The sequence below is a fragment of the Binatus sp. (SeqCode) genome, assembly GCF_049584895.1.
In the GTDB taxonomy this organism is placed as follows: Bacteria; Desulfobacterota; Binatia; order Binatales; family Binataceae; genus Binatus.
Window position 1 is genome coordinate 1 of sequence record NZ_JBAUYR010000122.1, and the last position, 21,124, is coordinate 21,124.

At 58.8% G+C, this 21,124-nt stretch carries 20 protein-coding genes and 1 tRNA gene; 9 read left to right on the forward strand and 12 right to left on the reverse strand.

Annotation, left to right across the window (positions count from 1 at the left end):
• Window positions 1-217 precede the first annotated feature (217 nt).
• From WB650_RS20970 to WB650_RS20980, 3 genes are all read left to right on the forward strand, one after another.
• Window positions 218-931, forward strand: coding sequence for a pyridoxamine 5'-phosphate oxidase family protein (locus tag WB650_RS20970; RefSeq protein WP_422304133.1), 714 nt, complete (start codon window positions 218-220; stop codon window positions 929-931).
• 94 nt (window positions 932-1,025) lie between these two features.
• Complete coding sequence (locus WB650_RS20975) at window positions 1,026-1,901, forward strand: DUF2971 domain-containing protein (protein ID WP_423961905.1); 876 nt, start codon at window positions 1,026-1,028, stop codon at window positions 1,899-1,901.
• Window positions 1,902-1,998: 97 nt separating this feature from the next.
• On the forward strand, window positions 1,999-2,730 hold the full coding sequence (locus WB650_RS20980) for a hypothetical protein (RefSeq protein WP_422303275.1): 732 nt from the start codon (window positions 1,999-2,001) through the stop codon (window positions 2,728-2,730).
• A 12-nt stretch (window positions 2,731-2,742) separates the two neighbouring features.
• On the opposite strand, the gene WB650_RS20985 is transcribed toward WB650_RS20980, so the two are convergent.
• From WB650_RS20985 to WB650_RS21005, 5 genes are read right to left on the reverse strand one after another with little or no spacing between them, the layout of a single operon-like run.
• Window positions 2,743-3,444, reverse strand: a complete 702-nt coding sequence (locus WB650_RS20985) for an SOS response-associated peptidase (protein WP_422303276.1) — start codon at window positions 3,442-3,444, stop codon at window positions 2,743-2,745.
• A gap of 9 nt (window positions 3,445-3,453) precedes the next feature.
• Window positions 3,454-4,020, reverse strand: a complete 567-nt coding sequence (locus WB650_RS20990) for a glutathione S-transferase family protein (RefSeq protein ID WP_422303277.1) — start codon at window positions 4,018-4,020, stop codon at window positions 3,454-3,456.
• 51 nt (window positions 4,021-4,071) lie between these two features.
• Window positions 4,072-5,244, reverse strand: coding sequence for an acetate/propionate family kinase (locus WB650_RS20995; RefSeq protein ID WP_423961908.1), 1,173 nt, complete (start codon window positions 5,242-5,244; stop codon window positions 4,072-4,074).
• 9 nt (window positions 5,245-5,253) lie between these two features.
• Window positions 5,254-6,918 carry a phosphoglucomutase (alpha-D-glucose-1,6-bisphosphate-dependent) gene (pgm, locus tag WB650_RS21000; protein ID WP_423961925.1) on the reverse strand — a complete coding sequence of 555 codons (1,665 nt, stop codon included), beginning with the start codon at window positions 6,916-6,918 and terminating at the stop codon, window positions 5,254-5,256.
• A gap of 1 nt (window position 6,919) precedes the next feature.
• Window positions 6,920-9,286 (reverse strand): phosphoketolase family protein, encoded by a 2,367-nt coding sequence (locus tag WB650_RS21005; RefSeq protein WP_423961910.1) that lies wholly within the window; start codon window positions 9,284-9,286, stop codon window positions 6,920-6,922.
• 126 nt (window positions 9,287-9,412) lie between these two features.
• Between WB650_RS21005 and WB650_RS21010 the strand changes: the two genes are divergently transcribed.
• Both WB650_RS21010 and WB650_RS21015 read left to right on the forward strand, forming a co-directional pair.
• Window positions 9,413-9,907, forward strand: coding sequence for a nuclear transport factor 2 family protein (locus WB650_RS21010; RefSeq protein ID WP_422302479.1), 495 nt, complete (start codon window positions 9,413-9,415; stop codon window positions 9,905-9,907).
• Window positions 9,908-9,933: 26 nt separating this feature from the next.
• Complete coding sequence (locus tag WB650_RS21015; RefSeq protein ID WP_422302477.1) at window positions 9,934-10,242, forward strand: hypothetical protein; 309 nt, start codon at window positions 9,934-9,936, stop codon at window positions 10,240-10,242.
• A 36-nt stretch (window positions 10,243-10,278) separates the two neighbouring features.
• On the opposite strand, the gene WB650_RS21020 is transcribed toward WB650_RS21015, so the two are convergent.
• The 5 genes from WB650_RS21020 to pgsA all read right to left on the reverse strand — a co-directional run bounded on the left by WB650_RS21020 (window position 10,279) and on the right by pgsA (window position 14,125).
• Complete coding sequence (locus WB650_RS21020) at window positions 10,279-10,686, reverse strand: hypothetical protein (protein WP_423961912.1); 408 nt, start codon at window positions 10,684-10,686, stop codon at window positions 10,279-10,281.
• Between the two features lie 303 nt (window positions 10,687-10,989).
• Complete coding sequence (locus WB650_RS21025) at window positions 10,990-12,039, reverse strand: hypothetical protein (protein WP_422302474.1); 1,050 nt, start codon at window positions 12,037-12,039, stop codon at window positions 10,990-10,992.
• Between the two features lie 368 nt (window positions 12,040-12,407).
• Complete coding sequence (locus tag WB650_RS21030) at window positions 12,408-13,274, reverse strand: DUF2971 domain-containing protein (RefSeq protein WP_423961914.1); 867 nt, start codon at window positions 13,272-13,274, stop codon at window positions 12,408-12,410.
• A 141-nt stretch (window positions 13,275-13,415) separates the two neighbouring features.
• Window positions 13,416-13,491 (reverse strand) — tRNA-Gly (locus tag WB650_RS21035).
• A 52-nt stretch (window positions 13,492-13,543) separates the two neighbouring features.
• Window positions 13,544-14,125 (reverse strand): CDP-diacylglycerol--glycerol-3-phosphate 3-phosphatidyltransferase, encoded by a 582-nt coding sequence (gene pgsA / locus WB650_RS21040; protein WP_422302470.1) that lies wholly within the window; start codon window positions 14,123-14,125, stop codon window positions 13,544-13,546.
• 212 nt (window positions 14,126-14,337) lie between these two features.
• On the opposite strand from pgsA, the gene nadB reads away from it, so the two are divergent.
• The 4 genes from nadB to WB650_RS21060 all read left to right on the forward strand — a co-directional run bounded on the left by nadB (window position 14,338) and on the right by WB650_RS21060 (window position 17,906).
• A complete protein-coding gene (gene nadB / locus WB650_RS21045; protein ID WP_422302468.1) occupies window positions 14,338-15,978 on the forward strand; it encodes an L-aspartate oxidase in 1,641 nt (546 codons plus the stop codon).
• Entirely contained in the window at window positions 15,978-16,580 is a 603-nt protein-coding gene (locus WB650_RS21050; protein ID WP_422302466.1) for a DsbA family protein, read from the forward strand. Before nadB ends, WB650_RS21050 begins: the two co-directional genes overlap by 1 nt.
• Window positions 16,581-16,704: 124 nt before the next feature.
• Entirely contained in the window at window positions 16,705-17,328 is a 624-nt protein-coding gene (locus WB650_RS21055) for a DUF5343 domain-containing protein (RefSeq protein WP_422302464.1), read from the forward strand.
• Window positions 17,325-17,906, forward strand: coding sequence for a Swt1 family HEPN domain-containing protein (locus WB650_RS21060; protein WP_423961917.1), 582 nt, complete (start codon window positions 17,325-17,327; stop codon window positions 17,904-17,906). The genes WB650_RS21055 and WB650_RS21060 overlap by 4 nt, the downstream gene beginning before the upstream one ends.
• Before the next feature lie 485 nt (window positions 17,907-18,391).
• On the opposite strand, the gene clpA is transcribed toward WB650_RS21060, so the two are convergent.
• The gene (gene clpA / locus WB650_RS21065) at window positions 18,392-20,737 is read right to left on the reverse strand and encodes an ATP-dependent Clp protease ATP-binding subunit ClpA (protein ID WP_422302461.1); all 2,346 of its coding nucleotides are present in this window, start codon (window positions 20,735-20,737) and stop codon (window positions 18,392-18,394) included.
• Between the two features lie 15 nt (window positions 20,738-20,752).
• Window positions 20,753-21,121: an ATP-dependent Clp protease adapter ClpS gene (gene clpS, locus WB650_RS21070; RefSeq protein WP_422302459.1), complete on the reverse strand. Its 369-nt coding sequence runs from the start codon at window positions 21,119-21,121 to the stop codon at window positions 20,753-20,755.
• Window positions 21,122-21,124 lie beyond the last annotated feature (3 nt).

Sequence of the window (21,124 nt, forward strand, 5' to 3'; positions counted from 1 at the left end):
GCGATCGGATTCGAACCGATGCATGGAGGTTTTGCAGACCTCTCCCTTAACCACTTGGGTACGCCGCCCCGTCGTGCCGCAGTCGCGACCGAATCCATTCAAATATCATGCGCGGGAAAGTGCAGCAATTGAGCGTCGGCGGGTGCTTGCGGCCGCTTGGCTTCTTCGCACTCCTGTACGGTATTCTTTCAGCCTGCTCGAGGGGAGGAGCAATCCAATGGAATCGAATCGCGACGATAGGCCGGCCGTTCACGTCGAAGAACAAGTCGAAGTGATCGCACAAGTGGTCACCGCTCATACTTCAATACCGGGCTCGGATGGCGAGCATCGCCTGCAGGAGAAATACGGCAAGACCACTCATGCGATGGCGTTCTACAAGCACCAGGTGCTCGACCATCTCAACACCGCGATGCAGGCCTTTCTCGCGCGCCAGGAGATGATGTACGTCGGCACTGCGGATGCGAAAGGAAACGCCGACTCTGCTTTTCGATGCGGCCATGCGGGCTTTGTGAAAGTCCTCGACGAGCGCACCGTCGCCTATCCCGAGTATCGTGGCAACGGCGTAATGGCGAGCCTCGGCAACATTTCGGAAAATCCCCACGTAGGTCTGTTATTCATAGACTTCGGCGAACAGATAGGTCTCCACATAAACGGCGGCGCAAGAATAGTCGAAAACAATGAGTTCCTGGAATTCCTGAAGGATCACCCAGCCGAGCAAGCAGTCCTGGGGGACGCAGTGCTAAAGGACATCATCGAAAGCGACGGCGGCCACTTGGAGCGATGGGTAATGGTTGAAGTAGCCGAGGCTTACGTGCAGTGCTCCAAGCATATCCCGCCGATGCAGCGGCTAGATCACGACATCAAGTGGGGCGGCGAAGATCATCACCCCAAAGGCGGCGACTATTTCGGAACAGCTCACGGCCAGAAGTAACGGGTATAGACAGCTCGCCCGATGGAGTCTCGCGCCGATCCTCTCTCTTTCATTTCCTGATCACCAGTATGCATAGAGAACCCTGAGGGATGCTTTGGCTCACAAGAATCAACCCATCCGCTTCTCAAACACGCTCGCAGGCAGCCAACAAGAAGAGTGGCCACCCTTAGTTTCGCCGCCAACCCTCTTCCGCTATCTGACAACTGAGCGGGCGAAGGAAGTGCTACGCGACAACAGACTTTACCTCTGCTCACCAAACTCCTTTAACGATCCGTTTGATTGCAGACTTCGGCCCGGATTTGCTGGATCGAAAGCAGAATACAAGAGAATCGGTTTACTCTTGGCGAAAGGCACGAAGCCGAATGCTTCCCGACAAGCGTTAAGAGGAATGGTGGCGAAGGTTCGAGATAAGCTGAATCCGATGGCCTTCGAGAAGTTATACGACAGTTGGGAAAGCCAACTGCTGAACAAGTCTGGCATGCTGTGTCTCACCGAGTGGAGCAACGATTTGCTGATGTGGTCCCACTACGCCGATAAGCATACCGGTGTCTGCCTGCAGTTCGAGCACATTCTTGGAAGAGACCTCCTCGGCAACGCGATGCCCGTTAGGTACGTCGATTCATATCCGGGCTTCAGCTTCGTGCGCACCTTTGCGCAGATTCACAACCTTGAGCAACAAAGTGAAGCTCTAGTAGAGTTCGGGAAGGTCTTGTTTCTAACAAAATCCACGCACTGGGCATACGAGAAGGAGTGGAGGTTGATCGACTTTCCGATCGACGGACAGCCGCGATACGGATCGCGCAACTTCGCGCCGCACGCTCTCATCGGAGTCATTTTAGGCTGCAAAATGAACGATGACTGTAGAGGCGAAATTCTCGCCCTCGTGAAGCAGCGCGAGCCAGTGCCGTCAATTTATCAAGCCGCCAAAAAGGACCGAGAGTTCGCGTTGCAGATACGACGATTTGAATAGACCAATCATCGCTCACAGGGTTGCATGATTTCGTATACAGCCACTACCATCCTACGAGCGAGGCAAGAGATCATCGCCGCATAGTGTCTAAAACAGTATGGCCAAGACTAGGCAGAACCATGTTTTCTTCGAGTTCAGTCCGCACATCACGTGGCTCTACCCTATCTGGAACGCGCTCAACGCATGTACCAGCGAGACCTTAAGGGAAGCGAATTCCAAGCGAGATTCCACACTCGGCGATTTTGCTATCGCAGTCGCGACGAAACTTGCCATCCTCGGAGCGGTTGTCAATAGATTCAACGCTGATTACCGGAACCTTTTGAAATTGGCAGCCGACGACGCGAAAAACATTCAGACCAATCGAGAAACGGGCACCGTCTGGCGAGTGCCGGATACGCGCATTGCTTATGAAGTTCTAGCGGATATAGAGGCATTCATTTTCGAAGCACGGTCCACCTATGAAATTTTGGGGAAATTTCTAAGAACTTTCTGCAAAGTCATCTTCGACAAAGTCCTGACCGAGGAAGACCTTAAGGCCATTTTGCGCAGTGGCGGACTTGATGTTGCATGGACCACACTACTACGAGACGAACGGGTTCTGTTCTTCCACAACACCGCACCGTGGCTCGCTCTGCTGTTTCCCGACGAGAAGACGGACTCACCCGAGCTTTTGATCGTGCGCGAAAACGTGAAAACGCTAGACGATCCTGACACCTTTGCACACTTAGCTGACTACGATCGTATCTATTGGGGTCTGGGAAGCGCACTCGACAAACTGCAGCAGCACATCTTGGCGGAAATAACGCGGTACGAGCAATCCGGCAAGTGAAACGAGGCGCGCCTAGCCGCTTCGCAGTGACAGACTCATCTGGCCTGGAGGCTTTAGCAGGTCGGGCGAGTCGTTGTCGACATTGTTGACGTCTGGCGACACCGGAGTTGCTATGAGTAGGTCTGCGCGCGCGGGAACCAGTAAGCGCTTGAGTGCGTGCGGGTCGGGCGCGCGCGGGTCCATCCAGTCGTCAGCGTCGCGGTCGGCCAGGATCACCGGCATTCTATCGTGATAGGACTCCAGCAATTCATTAGCCGCCGTCGTCAGAATCGTGAAGGTCGTCTGCCAGACGCCCTGCTCTTTCTGCCATGCTTCGTAGAGTCCCGCGAACAGGGTCAGCCGGCTGTCCTCGCGATGGAACCAGATAGGCTGGCGCGCGGTCTTCGGCCCGGTCCATTCGAAGAAGCCATCGGCGGGCACGACGCATCGACGCTTCTGGAAGGCGTCGCGAAATGCGCCTCGCGTGTCGACCGTTTCCGATCGCGCATTGATAGTCTTAGCCGCCATGCTCGCGTCTTTCGATCCGCTCTTGATCAGTCCCCAAGTAGCGGGAATCACTTCGCGATTTTCGTATTTGATCCTGACGACAAAATGATTCTGCGTCGGCGCGACGTTGTAGCGAGGCCGATAGTCCACGAAAGAGTCCGCGGGCACTCCTAGTTCAGCCGCGAGCGAATTGCCGTCGCGGCGCGTGATTGTGAATCGCCCACACATTTCTGGAATTTACGTCTGTGCGGTTTGACTTGGAGGCGTGAAAGCGCGCTGAAATGACGGCCTCGCGATCATCCGCTTCGCATAGGTGTCCAGCGACGGGAAGTCATCCAGCAGATGGTGCCGCGCGTCGAGCCAGACCACTCCCGATCCGATCATCACGTCCGCCGCCGTCATCTTGTCGCCTACGAGGTACTCGCGTCCGCTCAGAACGCGATCGAGCACCAGGAAACAGTCCTTCATCCGCTCGCGGTCGAGCGCGAATCCCTCGAGCGCGGCCATCGAGTAGAACATCCACTGGTAATACATCCCGCGCTCGATAGTGCCGAGCGCCGGCGCCATCCGCTTGTCGGGAAATTTGTCGGCGAGGTACGCGCAAATGGCGGCCGACTCGAACATCGTGAGCGTGCCGTCCTGCAGTGCGGGCAGTTGTCCGTGTGGATGAATCTTTCGATACTCGACGCTCTTGTGCTCGCCGCCTTTGAAATCGATCAGCACTATCTCGTAGGGCACTGCCAGTTCCTCGAGCATGATAAGTGGCCTGATTGCCCTGGTCTGGGGTGCGTAGTAAAGCTTCATCGCGCTGCCCTCTTCAGAAAGTTCTCAAGTTGTGCTGTCGAAAAAGACTCTCTATTCAAATACCAGTCGAGCCGTATGTCGAGCGACCATCAAATTCTCATTGGTCGGGATGACCCGCACTCGGCATTTGCTGCCGGGTGAGCTGATCGTGTCTTGGTTCGACTCGTTGCGGCGCGGATCGATCGCGAGCCCGAGATACCCGAGCCCTTCGCAAACTTCAGCACGGACTGCGGCGGCATGCTCGCCGATCCCGCCGGTGAAAATGAGCATATCCAAACCACCGAGCGCGGCTGCCAATGCGCCGACTGATTTTCTGATCTGATAGCAGAACATCTCGATCGCCATCGCCGCATCGGCGTTCGCCGACCGCGCGTCGAGCAACGTCTTCACGTCGGAACTGATGCCCGAGACTCCGAGCAGACCGGATTTCAGATTCACGAGTTCAGCGAGACGCTTGGCGTGGAAGTGCTTCTGCTCGAGCAGGTAAACAATCACACCGGGATCGAGATCGCCCGGCCGCGTGCCCATCATGAAGCCGCCCGCCGGCGTGAATCCCATCGTGGTGTCATGAGGATGTCCGTTCAGCACGGCCGCCATGCTCGCGCCGTTGCCCAGATGCGCGATTATCAGGCGCGGCGGGACGTCGGCTCCCAGAGTGCGCAAGATGTACTCATAAGAAATCCCGTGAAAGCCGTAGCGGCGTATCCCGGCGTCCCAGAGATCGCGCGGCAGTGGAAAGCGCTCGGCACGCTCGGGCATTCCGCGATGGAACGCGGTGTCGAAGCACGTGACCTGCGGAAGTTTCGGATAACGTGCGGCAACCGCTTCGATACCTTCGATACCGCCTGGCATGTGCAGCGGCGCGAAAGGGATCAGGGCCTTTAAATCGTCGATCAGCGCCGGCGTGACGATTTCGGGGGCGACATGATGCGGCCCTCCGTGCACGATGCGATGGCCGACCGCGTCGAGGTGCGGCAGGTTCAAGCGCTCGAATTCGTCGAACAGCGCTTCGACGGCAACTTGCGGACGCGCGAGTTCACGATCGGATTCGGCGAGCGAGCGGCCGTTGGCGTCGTGAATGCGGATTTTGCCGCCGCTAGATCCGATTCGATCTGCGGCGCCTTCAGCGATGAGGGTTTCCGCGCGGCCGGAGACCGAATACAGCGCAAACTTGCACGACGACGATCCGACGTTGATGCAAAGTATAGTGTGGCGAGCTGGCAAGCTGATTCCTTAGACCTTGCCAGTTTCGGCCTGCTTGAAGACTCGCGCGATCAGCTCCTGCGCCTCAGCCTGAATCTGATGCAGATGATCGACGCCGCGAAAGCTCTCGGCGTATATCTTGTAAACCTCTTCGGTGCCCGACGGGCGCGCCGCGAACCATCCGCTCTCCGCGATCACCTTGATTCCGCCGATAGCCGCTCCGTTGCCGGGCGCGACCGTCAGCGCCTTTAGGATTTTCTCGCCCGCGAGTTCGTGCGCGTCGAGCTTCTCCGGGGTGAGCTTCTTCAGAATTTCCTTTTGCGCGAGCGTCGCGGGCGCATCGATTCGCTCGTAGGCTGGCGCGCCGAACTCGCGCGTCAGGTCGTTGTACAATGCACCCGGGTCGCGACCTGCGCGCGCGGTAATCTCGGCCGCCAGCAGGCCGAGGATGAGTCCGTCCTTGTCTGTCGTCCACACGGTTCCGTCGAGGCGCAGAAACGATGCGCCCGCACTTTCCTCGCCGCAGAATCCCACGGAACCGTCGATCAGTCCGTCCACGAACCACTTGAAGCCGACCGGAGTCTCGATCAACTTGCGATCGAGGCTGGCCGCGACGCGATCGATCATGCTGCTGCTCACCACGGTCTTGCCGACGGCGGCGTCTTTGCGCCATCGCGGACGATTGCGAAACAGGTACGAGATTGCGGCCGCCAGGTAGTGGTTCGGATTCATCAAACCGCTCGAGCGAGTCACGATTCCGTGGCGGTCGGCGTCGGTGTCATTGGCAAAGGCAACGTCGAAGCGATCGCGCATCGCGAGTAGTCGCACCATCGCGTACGGCGAGGAGCAGTCCATCCTGATTTTGCCGTCCCAGTCGGCGGTCATGAACCGAAACGTCGGATCGACGACCTCGCTGACCACCGTCGCCTTGATTCCGTATTTTTCGATCACCGCGGGCCAGTAGTGCACCGCGGCGCCGCCCAGCGGATCGATTCCGACTCGCACTCCAGCGCTGCGGATCGATTCCATGTCCACGACGTTGCCCAGGTCGCCGACGTAAGCGCTTATGTAGTCGTGCTTGTGAAGCGTCGCGGAGGTCAGCGCCCGCGCATACGGAACGCGCTGTACGCCTGCGAGCTTGGCCTTAAGAAAATCGTTGGCCGTGTTCTGAATCCAGTCGGTGACCGCGGTGTCGGCCGGGCCGCCATTGGGAGGATTGTATTTGAAGCCGCCGTCAGGCGGCGGATTGTGCGACGGCGTGATCACGATCCCGTCGGCCAGTCCGCTTTTGCGGCCGCGATTGTAGGTCAGAATCGCATGCGATATCGCCGGCGTCGGCGTGTAGCCGCCCGCGCTGTCCACCATCGTCTCGACGCCATTGGCAGCCAGCACCTCTAGCGCACTGGCGAATGCCGGCACCGAGAGCGCGTGCGTGTCCATCCCGAGGTAGAGCGGACCGCTGATGTTCTGGCTCTTGCGATAGAGGCAAATCGCCTGGCTGATTGCGAGGATGTGCGCCTCGTTGAACGCCACATCGAATGCGGACCCGCGATGCCCCGACGTTCCGAACGAGACGCGCTGCGCGGGATTGTCCGCGTCGGGTTGGAGGCTGTAGTAGGCGGTGATCAGTCGCGGCACGTCGAGGAGCTGCGATTGATCGACAGGTTTTCCGGCGAGTGGGCTTACATTCATCAGGTTAATCCGGCGTCCATTTCCAGTTGCGAATCGCGGGCATGTCTTCGAGATGCTCGACCACGTACTTGCGATGCGCATCGAGCGCGTCCTCGGTCATCTTGATCAGCTCGCGCGCGCGTTCCTGGTAACGCGGCGCGCGCCGCAGACCCTCGATGCACAGGTGATAGCGGCTCGCCTGGTTCAGCACCAGCATGTCGAATGGCGTGGTCGTGGTGCCCTCCTCGACGTAGCCGCGCACGTGAAATCGATCAGGATTCGGGCGGCCGTGCAGGAGCTGATGAACTTCGCCGGGGTAACCATGAAACGCGAAGACGACGTCTTTGTCGCGCGTGAACAATTCGAGAAAATAATCCTCGCTCATGCCGTGCGGATGGCGGTCGGGCGGAAACAGCGTCATCAGATCGACGACGTTCACGACTCGGATTTTCATCTCGGGCAGGTACTTGCGAAACAGCCACGCCGCCGCGATCGCCTCTTCGGTCATCACGTCGCCGGCGCATGCGAGCACCAGATCGGGCTCACTTCCGCCTTCGTTGCCAGCCCACTTCCAAACCGAGGCGCCGCGCGAACAATGCTCGCGAGCAGCGTCGATATCGAGCCACACCGGATGCATCTGCTTGTCGATCACGATCAGGTTGATGTAGTCGCGGCTGCGCAAGCAATGGTCAGCGACCGACAGCAAACAGTTCGCGTCGGGCGGCAGGTAGATTCGCGACACGATGCCGCGTTTGGTCAGCAGCGTGTCGATGAAGCCGGGCCCCTGATGGCTGAAGACGTTGTGATCGTTGCGCCAGCAAGTCGAGGTGAGCAGGTAATTGAGCGACGGCACCGGATGCCGCCAAGGCAGCTCGGTCTTGCAGGTCTGCAGCCACTTCGCATGCTGCGCCGCCATCGAATCGACGATCATCGCGAACGCCTCGTACGACGCGAAAACGCCGTGGCGCCCCGTCAGCGTGTAGCCCTCGAGCCAGCCCTGGTGGCAATGCTCGCTGAGCACTTCCATCACGCGCCCGTCCGGCGAGACGTGATCGTCGTAGCTTTCGACGCGACTCACCAGGCATCGATTCTCGACCTCGAACACGTCGCCGAGGCGATTCGAGTTGGTCTCGTCGGGGCAGAACAGACGAAAGTTTTGCTGCTTCGCATTGCGCGTGAAGATATCGCGCATCATCTTGCCGAAGGGGCGCGTCGACTCGACCTTGACGCTGCCGGGTTGTTCGAGCGCAACTTTGTAATCGGTGAACGACGGGATGTCGAGCGCGACGGTCAGGAGTCCCCCGTTGGCGTGCGGATTCGCGCCCATCCTGCGCGTTCCTTTCGGCGCCATCGCTTTGATCTCCGGCTTCAACGCTCCGCGCTGGTCGAACAACTCGTCGGGCCGGTAACTGCGCATCCACTGTTCGAGCAATTTCAGATGCTCGGGATTCTCTTTCACTTTGTCGAGGGGCACCTGATGCGCGCGGAACGTTCCCTCGATCTGCACGCCGTCGACGACTTTCGGCCCGGTCCATCCTTTGGGCGTTCGCAGAACGATCGCTGGCCATATCGGCCGCTTCCGGAGCCCATGAGCGCGCGCGTCGGTCTGGATCGCGCGAATCGTCGCGTAGCATTTGTCGAGCGTCGCCGCGAACTCACGATGCATCCACGTGGGATCGTCGCCCGTGACAAAGTGGACCTCGTAGCCGTGGCCTTCGAGCAGCACGCGGATGTCTTCGTCGTCGTCGCGGCCGAACACGGTGGGACCTGAAATTTTGTAACCGTTGAGATGGAGAATCGGCAGGACCGCGCCGTCGCGCACCGGGTTGAGAAACTTTACCCCCTTCCATCCGCCTTCGAGCGGCCCAGTCTCCGCCTCACCGTCGCCAATCACGCACGCGACGATCAGCTCGGGATTATCGAACGCCGCGCCGAACGCATGCACCAGCGAGTAGCCCAGCTCGCCGCCTTCGTTGATCGATCCGGGAACGTGCGGGCCCGCATGACTCGGCACGCCGCCCGGTGACGAGAACTGGCGAAACAGCAGCCGCATGCCCTCGGTGTCCTCGGAAATTCGCGGATAGATCTCGGAGTACGTGCCCTCGAGATAAGTATGCGACATGACCGACGGACCGCCGTGGCCGGGACCGGAAATATAAATAACGTCGGCGTCGTTCTCGCGAATCAGCCGGTTGAGATGCACGTAGACAAAATTCTGCCCCGGCGAAGTCCCCCAATGGCCGAGCAGGCGCGGCTTGATGTGCTCAGCACGCAGTGGCTCGCGCAAAAGCGGATTCGCCATCAGGTAGATTTGGCCGACGGTCAGGTAGTTGGACGCGCGCCAGTACGCGTCGATAAGTGAAAGCTGCTGGTCTGAGAGGGGTTCTGACATGGAGAAGACCCTAAACCTCGAATTGCGGTGCTTCAAAAATTCTCGCACTGCCTGCGGTTTGTTGGTAGAGGCAGGATTTGAAACTCCAGATTTTCCGCAGTGACCGTTCCGAGGGAGACCGTCATCATGGAAGACGCCAAGCTTCAATCACTGATCGACCGCGCTGAAATCAGCGACGTGCAATTGCGCTACGCCACCGGATTGGATTCACGCGACTGGCCGCTGTTCCGCTCCTGCTTCACCGATGAAATCGAGACCGACTTCACCTCGGTCTTCGGCGGCGATCCGCGCAAAGTCAGCGCCGACCGATGGACCGAGGCGGCGCGTCGCTCGCTCAGCGGACTCAAGGCGACGCAGCACATGATCACCAATCACGTGATCACGATTGCCGGCGACGACGCGACCTGCATCGCATACGTGCAGGCACGCCACTATCTGCCCAACGAGTCAGGCGACAGCATGCAAACCATGTTCGGCTACTATACGAATCGATTGGTGCGCACGGCCGCGGGATGGAAAATTCGCGCGTGCAAGCTGACGCTCACGTGGCAGACCGGTAACTCGAACATCTTCACGCTCGCCAGCGCCCGCTTCAAAGCCGCCGAGGCGTCGAAGAGTTAGACAAGCTTTCCCCGATGGAGGAGCCGATGACGCTTAACCTGAATCCACTGATCGCAGCGGGCGTCATGGCGTCGACGGCTGCAACCGACGCCGTGTACGTCATGTTCAACGCAGCAGTAACCGCGCGCCGCCCGTCGCGGGCAGCGTCGTGGAGCGCGCTATGGTACCTGCTGTCGGCCTTCGCCGTAATCAGCTACACCGGCAACTCGATCTACGTAATCTTTGCCGCGGGCGGCTCATGGATCGGCGCCTACTTCTCAGTGCGCTGGCTGGATCGATCGGACGCGAGGACAACACCTGGCGGCCCTGCCGCGGTAGGAAATCCGCCGGCATAGAAGGGCCTCAGCTAAATTCGCGTCGAATCGCGAGCGCTACTTGCTGGGCTTTGCCGGAGCCTCGTCTTCCGAGAATACCCACATGCGAGCCTCGCCCTGCGGGTTTCCCTCGAAGGTCGATTTCGCGTACGGGCCATCGTTGTCTTCGCGCAACGACTGCCACTGCTCGCCCCAGTCGGCTTCATCGGGATTCAGATAAACCTGATTGCCGTACCCGTAGCCGCCGTACCCGAATGAAGCAAAACTCTGGCTGAGGAATCGGCGATTGCGGCCTCTGAATGACGACTGGTGTCCCATCTCAGCGCGAGCGCCGCCGACGCTGCCCGCGGAACGAGCGGCGCTTGCGTGGCCCGCGCCCTTTCCGCTTCCAGCGTATACGGGGCCTGCGACTGCAAGGGTTACAGCTGCAAACATCGCCAGGGTAATCAATCTACTGGCTTTCATTTGTATTCACCTGCTACAAGGAGTTATATCACACTTCGACCACAAATCACAGGGGAATACATGTGAGCTACCACGGCAAGAAGTGCAACGTTCGCTTCAGCGGAGGCATGCCGTCGAGCGATCTTGTCGGCACTTATCACTACAGTTGCGGCGGGGAGACGGACCATGGCAGCTTCCACTTTACCTTCGACTCAAGTGGGGCTTCCTGCTGATCGAGCCGCCGGTCCGGTCGTTTAGGAGCGAAGAATCGGCGGTTGTTCGCTATGAGGGCCGCCAGCTGGCGTCCCCGGCTGCGAAGGAACTCTAATTGTTGAGGAACTGGAACGCCGCGCTCCACGCATCCGGCGAATTCAGGATCCCGAGATGCGACGTCCCCAGTATAGTGTCGAATTGCCCCTGTCCAACGAAGTCCGTGTGCGGAGCACCGGCCAGGAGCGCACTGTCGGAGAAATCGTGGGGCGCGCCGGTGCTGTCTTCGGCGGGCACCGCGGGAAAGAATCCATCCTGTGCCGACAGATATACGAAATCACCGCTCTCCGGCGACGCTCGATAGACGTTGCGGAGCACTAGATACCTGGTAGGTCCCGGCGTTTCACCACCCGCGTTGAGCGTCGTGAGAAGCTGGGTCTCTTCGTTTCCATATTCGTCGCAAATCGCGCTGGTCGGAATAAATCCGCCATTGGCCGGGAGCTGAAAATAGTTGGCCGGATCAGGCGAGCAGTCGATGATGCCGTGATTAGGCCCTTCGATAGCCACCAGCGACCGCACCGTATGGTACGCGTTGTCCTGGAACATCCACTCGCGCGCGACCGTCACGCCGAGGCTGTGCGCAACGATATCCACCTGCCGCGCTCCCGTGTATGCCATCACATCGCGCACGAACGCGCGCAACAACGGAACCGCCGCGGCCGTACTGTGAGCAACTCCTGATTTGTAGCTCGGATTGGCGATGAGGTCGCATTGATCTCCCTGGTATCCCAGACCCCACAACTGGCTCGGCGCGTATCCGTTGTTGAGAAAATATTGGGCGAGATTGTAGGTATACCCGAACGGATTGCATGAGGTCGGGAACGGCGTGTCGTTATTCCCATGCAGAAAGATGACGGGAACACGGTCGAAGGGACGCCCCTCGAAGGGACGCCTCTGGCCGCCGCTCGCTCCAAATCCGATAACTGGAACGCCAAGGTAAGGATTGATGATCACCGGAAAATCCGCGGGCAACGTGGTCCCGAGCACCGCCGGAGAAGGCTGCGGATGCGGCTCGCGAGGCTGCGACCCGGGATCCGAGAACACCGACGCATTCCACGCCAGCAGGAGCACGACAGCCACCGCGAAAAGTGCGATCCGCTTCATCGAAATTCCCTCCCGTTATCTGACAGATTACGAACGACAGGATTTCCGTCTAATCCCGATTCCCCCCGATTGCAACTATGAGCCTTGGTGATCGGTTTCGAACGGACGACCTACATCGTGCCTTGCGCGCAGGCGAGCAGCGACGTGGAGCGCGCTATGGTACCTGCTGTCGGCCTTCGAGGTGATCAGCAACATCGGCAACTCGATCTACGTGATCTTCGCCGCAACCGGCTCCTGGCTTCGGCGCCTACTTCTCGGTGCGATGGCTAAGCCGCTCGGACTCGAAAACAACCCCCAGCGGCCCCGCCGCACTGGGAAATCCTCCGATGTGATTGTGCGTTCCTTTTCCGCAGAGGTCGTCCGCTAGGTCAGCCTTGTTCGGAGATATCGAGAGCGAATTTTGTTTTACTCACTCGAGCTCTAAGCAGTTGCGGCCTTAAAGGCCCTGCATCGATCCAGTTCCGAACCGTCGCAACGGACGCTTCGTCAGCGTTTGCACCGATCACAACGCCAACGAGACTATGCGCGGGAAATGGGAAGAATATCCCGTTTTCGCGATTTCTTAGTGGACGAGGGAATTTCTGAGCAATCCTCCACTCCGCTTCGTATTTCCAATGCTCTGCCTTCGTCAGGAACAAGGCGGAATCTATGGCGAACTGCGCGGCACTTTTTTTTGCATCGCCGTTGACGCCCAGCGCATCGGTCATTTTTTCTGAAAACCAACGGAAGCTGATGACTGGATAATCCCTCTGGTAGACGACTCTACGCGCCTGATGGAAGAAGTCATTTCCGGTATCGAATATGAGGCAGACGCCGGTATGCCGGTCGCCATAGTGAGACCACATCAAAATGTCGCTTTGGCTTTCCGCGAGACATAGGACACCACACCCGGCGCGGGTTTCTCGGATCGTCTTTGCGTGAGCTTCCTCGAGGAGATCGCCGTCTACCTGGTCCTTGGTTTTTCTGAGCCTTTGCTTTCGCTCGGCCCGGCTCATTCCAGAGGATTTGAGCATCGCGTCGTAGAATTTCCGGCGTTCAGCCTTTGTCGCTCTGAAGCTTAGGAAAATATTTGCGTCGAATGGATCGTTGAAAGACGAGAGTTTGGGAAAGAAGAGTCCGCGGCCCTTTAGAATCAACTCGAGATACTCAAGCTTCGTGTAGCGATAGAGCAAAGTTGGCATTTTCGGCGACTCTAGCGACCCCGCTTCCAACTTGAGATTTTCTTCGCCCAACATTTTTCTTCGCCTGTCGCGAGCCAACCCACAGGCGAACCCACTCCTCTGACGGCGCCGCAAGAAACTAGCGTGTTCCTTTACTAGCCGCTAAGAGGACGTTGCGGGAGAGCTCATTCGATCAGAATTTAGCGAGAACCTACATGGAGCGGGTGATCGGTTTCGAACCGACGACCTCGTGCTTGGCAAGCACGCGCTCTACCAACTGAGCTACACCCGCTCTCCCACACGGTAGATCGAATTCATCTGATTATCCGGCGCGAGCACCGCTGTCAAACCACCGCGCGCTTGCCGGTCGCCGCGATTGGCTTCGGCTGAAGCGCCTTGACCACGCGCACGTAGTAATCGATGCCCGACCACACGCTCACCGCCATCGCGAGCCACAGGATAAACATCCCGGCCGCAAAGAAATCGACGTGCAGGTACGTGTAATGAATCAGCAGGCCGTGAATCGCGATCGCCTGCAGCGTCATCTTATATTTGCCGAGCTCTTCGGCGCCGACGATCAGCCCCTCGGCCGCCGCGACCGCACGCAGCCCGGTCACCATAATTTCGCGCGTCACCAGCACCACCACCATCCAGGCCGGCACGTGCGGCGTGCGCGCCATCCCTGCGAGCATGATCAGCGCGGTGGTGACGACCAATTTGTCGGCCATCGGATCGAGAAATTTGCCGAGCGTGGTGACGTAGTCGTAGCTGCGCGCGAGGTAGCCGTCGAAGAAATCGCTGATGGTCGCGATGAAGAACACACCCGCCGCGAGCCACGATGCGCTCGGGCTCGTGTGCATCAGGATCCAAACCAGGAACGGCGCGGTCGCGATCCGCAACATCGTGACCATATTTGGCGGTGTCATCGGCACGAGCTTTGACCCTCAGCCTCTAGACGAATCTCAGGCGCGTTTCGTTTCGATCCGCGCCTCAAGAATATTGGAATCGGCCAGAGGGGGCAAATCGCAGCCGCTCGATTCGCCTTGACTGGCCGAGCGCAGACCGAGTAGCGTCAAATTGACACAACGCTCGCTTCGCGATTCTACCGCGGGCAGTGAAAAAAGACTGAGGCCACCTGATGAGGCATAACGCGCAACTGTTCAGCGACTTTCTGGTAATCGGCGGCGGCATCGCGGGCCTGACCTTCGCGATCAAGGCGTCCGAAGTCGGCACCGTCACCGTTCTGACCAAGGCCGGCAGCACCGAGGCCAACACCGCGTACGCGCAGGGCGGAATCGCGAGCGTGTGGAGCGTCGACGACTCATTCGAATCGCATATAGAGGATACGTTGCGCGCGGGCGCGGGCCTGTGCGATCGCGCCGCGGTCGAGACCATCGTCCGCGAAGGTCCCGAGGCGGTGCGCGAACTGATTCGCCTCGGCACCCGCTTCACGCGCGTCGAAGCTGGCGGCCCCGATGACAACGAACTCGAATACGACCTCGGCCAGGAAGGGGGGCATAGCCATCGCCGCGTGCTTCACGCGCAGGACCTGACCGGCCGCGAGATAATGCGCGCGCTGACCGAGGCCGCGGCCGCGCGGCCTAACATCCGCACGCTGGAAAATCACGTCGCGATCAACTTGCTGGTTGAGACTCCGAGCGCGGGCAAGCCCGGCGCATGTTGGGGCGTCTATGCGCTCGATCGCAACACTCATGAAATCCGCAAAGTGATTTCGCGCGCCACGATGCTCGCGACGGGCGGCGCCGGCAAGGTCTATCTCTATACGACCAATCCCGACATCGCGTCGGGCGACGGCGTCGCGATGGCGTATCGGGCGGGCGCGTCGGTCGCGAACCTCGAGTTCTACCAATTTCATCCAACCTGCCTATATCACCCCGCTGCAAAGTCTTTTCTCATTTCAGAGGCGCTGCGGGGCGAGGGCGCGATTCTGAAATTGCCGGACGGCACCGCGTTCATGAAGCGCTATCATCCCGACGCAGAGCTGGCGCCGCGCGACGTGGTTGCGCGCGCGATCGATTCCGAGATGAAGCGTCACGGGCTCGACTTCGTGTACCTCGATCTGAGCCATCGCGAAGCAGATTTCATCAAACGGCGCTTTCCGAATATCTTCAAGCGATGCTTGAGCTTTGGCTATGACCTGACCGCGGGGCCGATTCCGGTGGTGCCGGCCGCTCATTATATGTGCGGCGGTGTCGAGACCGACCTCGACGGACGCACCTCGATTCCGCGCCTGTACGCGGCCGGTGAAGTTGCGATGACCGGGCTGCATGGCGCGAATCGGCTCGCGTCGAACTCGCTGCTCGAGGCCGCGGTGATGGGCCGTCGAGGATTCAACTCGGCGCGTAAAATAGTCGCTTCGGGAGGCGGCGCTCCGCCCGAGTTTCCCGAATGGGATCCCGGGCGCGCGATTCGCAGTGAGGAGCGCGTGATGATCACGCAGAGCTGGGACGAGATTCGCCGGCTGATGTGGAACTACGTCGGCATCGTGCGCAGCGACCGGCGCCTCGAGCGCGCGCTGAGGCGAATCCTGATGGTCAAGGACGAGATTCACAGCTACTACTGGGACCATCTGCTGGACGCCGACACGATCGAGTTGCGCAACCTCGCGAAGGTCGCCGAATTGGTCGTGCGCTCGGCGATGAACCGTCGCGAGTCGCGCGGGCTGCACTACAACATCGATCATCCCGAGACCGGTGGCGCCGAATTCGTGCATCCTACCGTGCTGCAAAAGCCAATCGATCTGATGGGCAGTCCTTGATGCCAGCGAACGAAGCGAAGGAGGTGAAGATGTACTCGGACTACAAGAGTCCGTTCGCCTACCTCGCTTTCGATCCCGCGTTCGCCCTCGAACAGCGATTTCGGATTCGCCTCCGATGGATTCCGTTCCAGCTTCGAATCAAAGGCAAAGGTGAGCGCAGCCAGTATTCTGAATACAAGGCGCGATACTCGTACCTCGACGCCCGCCGATGGGCCAAGCCGCGCGGCCTTGTAATTCGTGGACCGCTGAAGGTTTACGATACGACACCAGCACTGATTGGCGGCCTGTTCGCGCAACATCACGGCCGCCTGCTCGACTACAGCCGTCGAGTGTACGAGATGTTCTTCAAGCGCGAACTCGAAGCCGACGATCCCGACGCAGTCGCAAACGTGATCGCAGAACTCGGCATGTCCGCCGACGACTATCGCGAGTATCTCTCAGGTAAAGGCGCCCTCGCCTACCAACGCGCCCAGGACGAAGCCGCGAACGATCACGTCTTTGGCGTCCCGCTCTTCATCTTCGAAGACGAACCCTTCTGGGGCCACGACCGAATTCCGGTGCTTGAGGATCGCCTCACCGCCGCGGGTATGGCATTGAACTAACTACTCGACCAGACAATTCTGGCAAACTTGGCGGGTTAGCAAGTGTCGATTCGCAATTAGCCCGATTGCACGCTTGTACCTGTCTCACTAATATCTCCTGGATCGCCAGCAAAAGGGGTAAAAGATGGCAGACTTTCCGCCGTTCATGAATGCGTACGGGAGCATTAAGAAAATACTAACCAAAATTACGGAAGCCAAGACACCACCGAGATTCACACTAGACTTTTTGTCGACTAATCTCGGTTTTAAAGGTGGAAGCTACAGGCCTTTCATACCGTTCGCGAAGAGACTCGGCTTGCTTAACGGCGACGGTGTTCCCACCGATCTGTACAAGCAGTTCAGGAATCCGAGCAATTCGAAAGCGGCAATGGCGGAAGCGATCCGCAAAGGATATTCTGCTCTATTCGATCGAAACGAATATGCGTACAAGCTAGACCGCACTCAACTTGAAGGACTTTTGATGGAGGTCACTGGGGTAGACAAAGGAAACGCAACCCTAAGGTCAGTTACGAGTAGCTTCGAGGCCCTTAGGTCTTTGGCAGACTTCGAAAGCGAGCCAGTGACTGAATCAGGTAAGGATCAAGACGATTCGGACGATGCTGATCAATCGAACGGTGATCGACAGAATGACGAAGTATCGCAATTGAATCTCTCGTATACCATCTACTTAAATCTACCGAAGAGCGATGACATAAAGATATTCAACGCTATATTTAAAAGCTTGCGAGAGAATCTGCTCAGAAAATGAAATGTCTAGATGCCATTCGCCTCTTCGGCATGACAAGTCTCATGATTGAGGGTGCTCTGGACGCCGTAGAAAAACAATTTTCTGTAGATTTGGGTCGGCCGATTGAAAGCGCTGACGACAAGGATGGAGAGTACTTTCCACAGTTCGAGGATAAGGTCCGAAGTGAGGCTTCACAGATGGCGGAGCACTACGAGGTATTCTACTGCCTCGAGTTGTCGACGCGTGAACTCATCAAGACGACGTTGGAAGCTTCGCACGGCGTTGACTGGTGGAATAAGACCTCGCCAGAAATCGTTCCGAGCGCAGTCAAGCAGAACGCAGCCGCAAATATGAAACGCGAGCTAGATTCTGGCGTCACGACGCTATCAACTGACGCTTTGGACTACACGACTTTTGGAGAATTAGGCGAGATCGTACGAAGTAACTGGCAAGTGTTCAGTGATACGTTCAACAGCCAGGGCGCCTTCAACAAGATCATGTCCAGTCTGAATACTCTTCGAGCACCGATTGCTCATTGCTCTTCGATGGCTCCAGATGAGGTTGTCCGGCTTAGGCTTACGTTACGCGACTGGTTTTAGATTGATGGCCTAAGTTTTAGAAACACGGCGGGAGCTTGTCATTCTGACTTAGTCAAACCTTCAGAATAGTCTGATCCGTACGGTTCGAAACCAGTTTTCAGGAAACCTCCCAGCCTAGTCTGCGATCCTCGTCAGTGTCGCTTGAAAACTGAGCCCGGGCGCTTCAGCGGCAGTCCCGGTCAATTGCGCTGAATCACCTGTAGATGTTCCTTTGAGAGTAATGTTTACGCGATCTACGCCAAACACTGAAACCATACCGGGTGTAGGCGTGTGAGCATCGGTCTTTACTTGAGCTGTGAATTGGACACCGCTCTCTGAGTAAGTCCCCGTGTAGTATATGCGCGAGTCGCCACCGCTGATCTTGCCGTCTTGGAGCGCGACCACCCCGGCACCGCCTCCGCGCGGAGTCTGGAAATGAACCCTATACAAACCGTTTCGCATATTGCCTCCCTTGCTAACTTCGTGAATTGGTCGCAGCCGCTAGCTCATGCGACCGGCGCTGGTTGCCGCGCCTGATTCGGCTCGTATGAGAACGCCAGCTTGTCGCCGTCGAGGTCTGCGGTCGCCTTGCCGCCTTTGGTCAGCTTGCCGAACAGCACCTGATCCGCGAGCTCGCGCGCGATCTCGTTTTCGATCAACCTTCCCAGCGGACGTGCGCCGAAGCGGGGATCGTGACCGTGTTCCGCGAGCCATTTTTTCGCCGCCGGCGTCACCGTCAGCGTGACCTTTTGCTTGTCGAGGCGCTCTTGCAACTCCGCGATGAACTTGTCGACCACGCGCACCATCGTCTCCGGACTGAGCGGCTCAAAGTGGATCGTCGCCGACAGGCGGTTTCTGAATTCCGGCGAGAACATCCGCTCGAGCACGTTCTTCGAATCACCCTGCCCCAATCCGCCATGGAATCCGATCATTGCACGCGACAGTTCCTGCGCGCCGGCGTTGGTCGTCATCACCAGGATCACGTTGCGGAAATCCGCCTTGCGCCCGTTGTTGTCGGTGAGCGTCGCGTGATCCATCACTTGCAACAGGATGTTGAACAAATCGGGATGCGCTTTTTCGATCTCGTCGAGTAACAGCACGCAGTGCGGCGTCTTGTTGATCGAGTCTGTCAGCAATCCACCCTGATCGAAGCCGACATATCCCGGCGGCGCGCCAATCAAGCGCGACACCGTGTGCCGCTCCATGTACTCGCTCATGTCGAAGCGGATGAACTCGACGCCCATCACCTTCGCCAGCTGCCGCGCGACTTCGGTCTTGCCAACGCCCGTCGGCCCCGCAAACAGGAACGCGCCGACCGGCTTGTCCGGATGGCTCAGGCCTGAGCGCGCGAGCTTGATCGCTCGAGCGACCGAGTTAATCGCCTCGTCCTGTCCGAATACCGCCTGCTTCATATCTTCGTCGAGCGTTTGCAGGCGTCCGCGATCGGTCGCCGACACCGTGCGCTCCGGAATCTTCGCCATCCGCGCGATCGTCCGCTCGACGTCGCGCGTGCCGACCGTCACTGGCTCGGTCGTGCCCGTGCCGCGAAGATGTCCCGCGACACCAGCCTCGTCCATCACGTCGATAGCCTTGTCCGGCAGGAACCGATCATTGACGTATCGCGCCGACAACTCGACCGACAATCTGATCGCGGAATTCGTGTAGCGGACGTTGTGATGCTTCTCGTAATACGACTTGATGCCGTTGAGAATCTGCACCGCCTCGTCCTGCGTCGGCTCGACCACGTCGATTCGCTGGAAGCGCCGCGCGAGCGCCTTGTCCTTGTCGAACGATCGCTTGTATTCCTGGTAGGTGGTCGATCCGATGCATCGCAGATCGCCCGACGCGAGCGCCGGCTTCAGCAGGTTCGACGCATCCATCGTCCCGCCCGACGCCGCTCCTGCACCGACGATCGTGTGTATCTCGTCGATAAACAAAATTCGCTTCGAGTCGCCGACCACCGCCTTGATGACGGCCTTCAGCCGCTGCTCGAAGTCGCCGCGGAAGCGCGTGCCCGCCAGCAGCGCGCCCATGTCGAGCGCGTATATCTCGACGCCCAAAAGCGCCTGGGGCACATCCTTGTTGTGAATCGCGAGCGCGAGTCCCTCGGCCAGTGCGGTCTTGCCCACTCCAGCCTCGCCGACGAACACCGGATTGTTCTTGCGCCGGCGCAGCAGCACGTGCACCGCGCGCTCGAGTTCTTTCTTGCGGCCGACCAGAGGATCGATTTTTCCGTCCGCCGCGCGCTTCGCAAGATTGATCGCGTATGTGTTGAGCGCTTTCGACGGCGACATCTTGCGTTCGCCGTCTTCGTCGCCGCCTTCATGCTCATGCCCGTCGCGCTCGACTGAATCCTTGTTGTCTGATTCGTCGCCGTCCTCGTCGTCTTCGGCCCCCGCTTTCGACACACCATGCGAAATAAAATTGATCACGTCGAAACGCGTGACGCCCTGCTCTTGCAGAAAGAAAATCGCCGGCGATTCGGTTTCGTGGAACATCGCGACCAGCACGTTGCCGCCGGTGATTTCCTGCCGTCCCGCCGATTGCACATGCAACGCCGCCCGCTGCAGCGCACGCTGCACTCCGATCGCGTAGCGCGGCGAGACCTCCTCGCCCTTGGGCATCCGCTCGACCTGCTCGTCGAGGTAATGCGCGAGCTTGCGCCGCAGGGCATCCAGATCCGCGCCGCAGCTTTTTAGAATCGTGGTCGTCGTCACGTCATGCAGCATCGCAAACAGCAGATGCTCGAGACACACGAACTCGTGCCGCCGGTTGACGGCCTCGGTCATCGCGAGTTGTAGCGTTACCTGCAATTCGCGACTGATCATAATGTTGTTATTCGATGAAGCCATCGATGCTACTACCTGTCACTCCTTTTCCATCACGCATTTCAGCGGATACTCGGCCTGCCGCGCCAGCTCCTCGACCGTGTTGGTCTTGGTCTCCGCGACTTCGAATGGATACACGCCCGCCACGCCCATGCCGTTCTGATGCACGTGCAGCATGATTCGCGTCGCATCCGCATGCGGTTTGTGAAATACGGCTTTCAAAACTTCGACGACAAACTCCATCGGAGTGTAATCGTCGTTGAGCAAAATCACTTTGTAGAGCGGCGGCTTGGCGGTCTTCGATTTGGTGCGGGTCTTCCGCTCGGTAACGATGTCGCCGTCGCCGGAGCGGCCGTCGCCGTCACCGTCGGTGATTCGCGCCGAGATTTTGCGCACGAAATCCGCCATCAC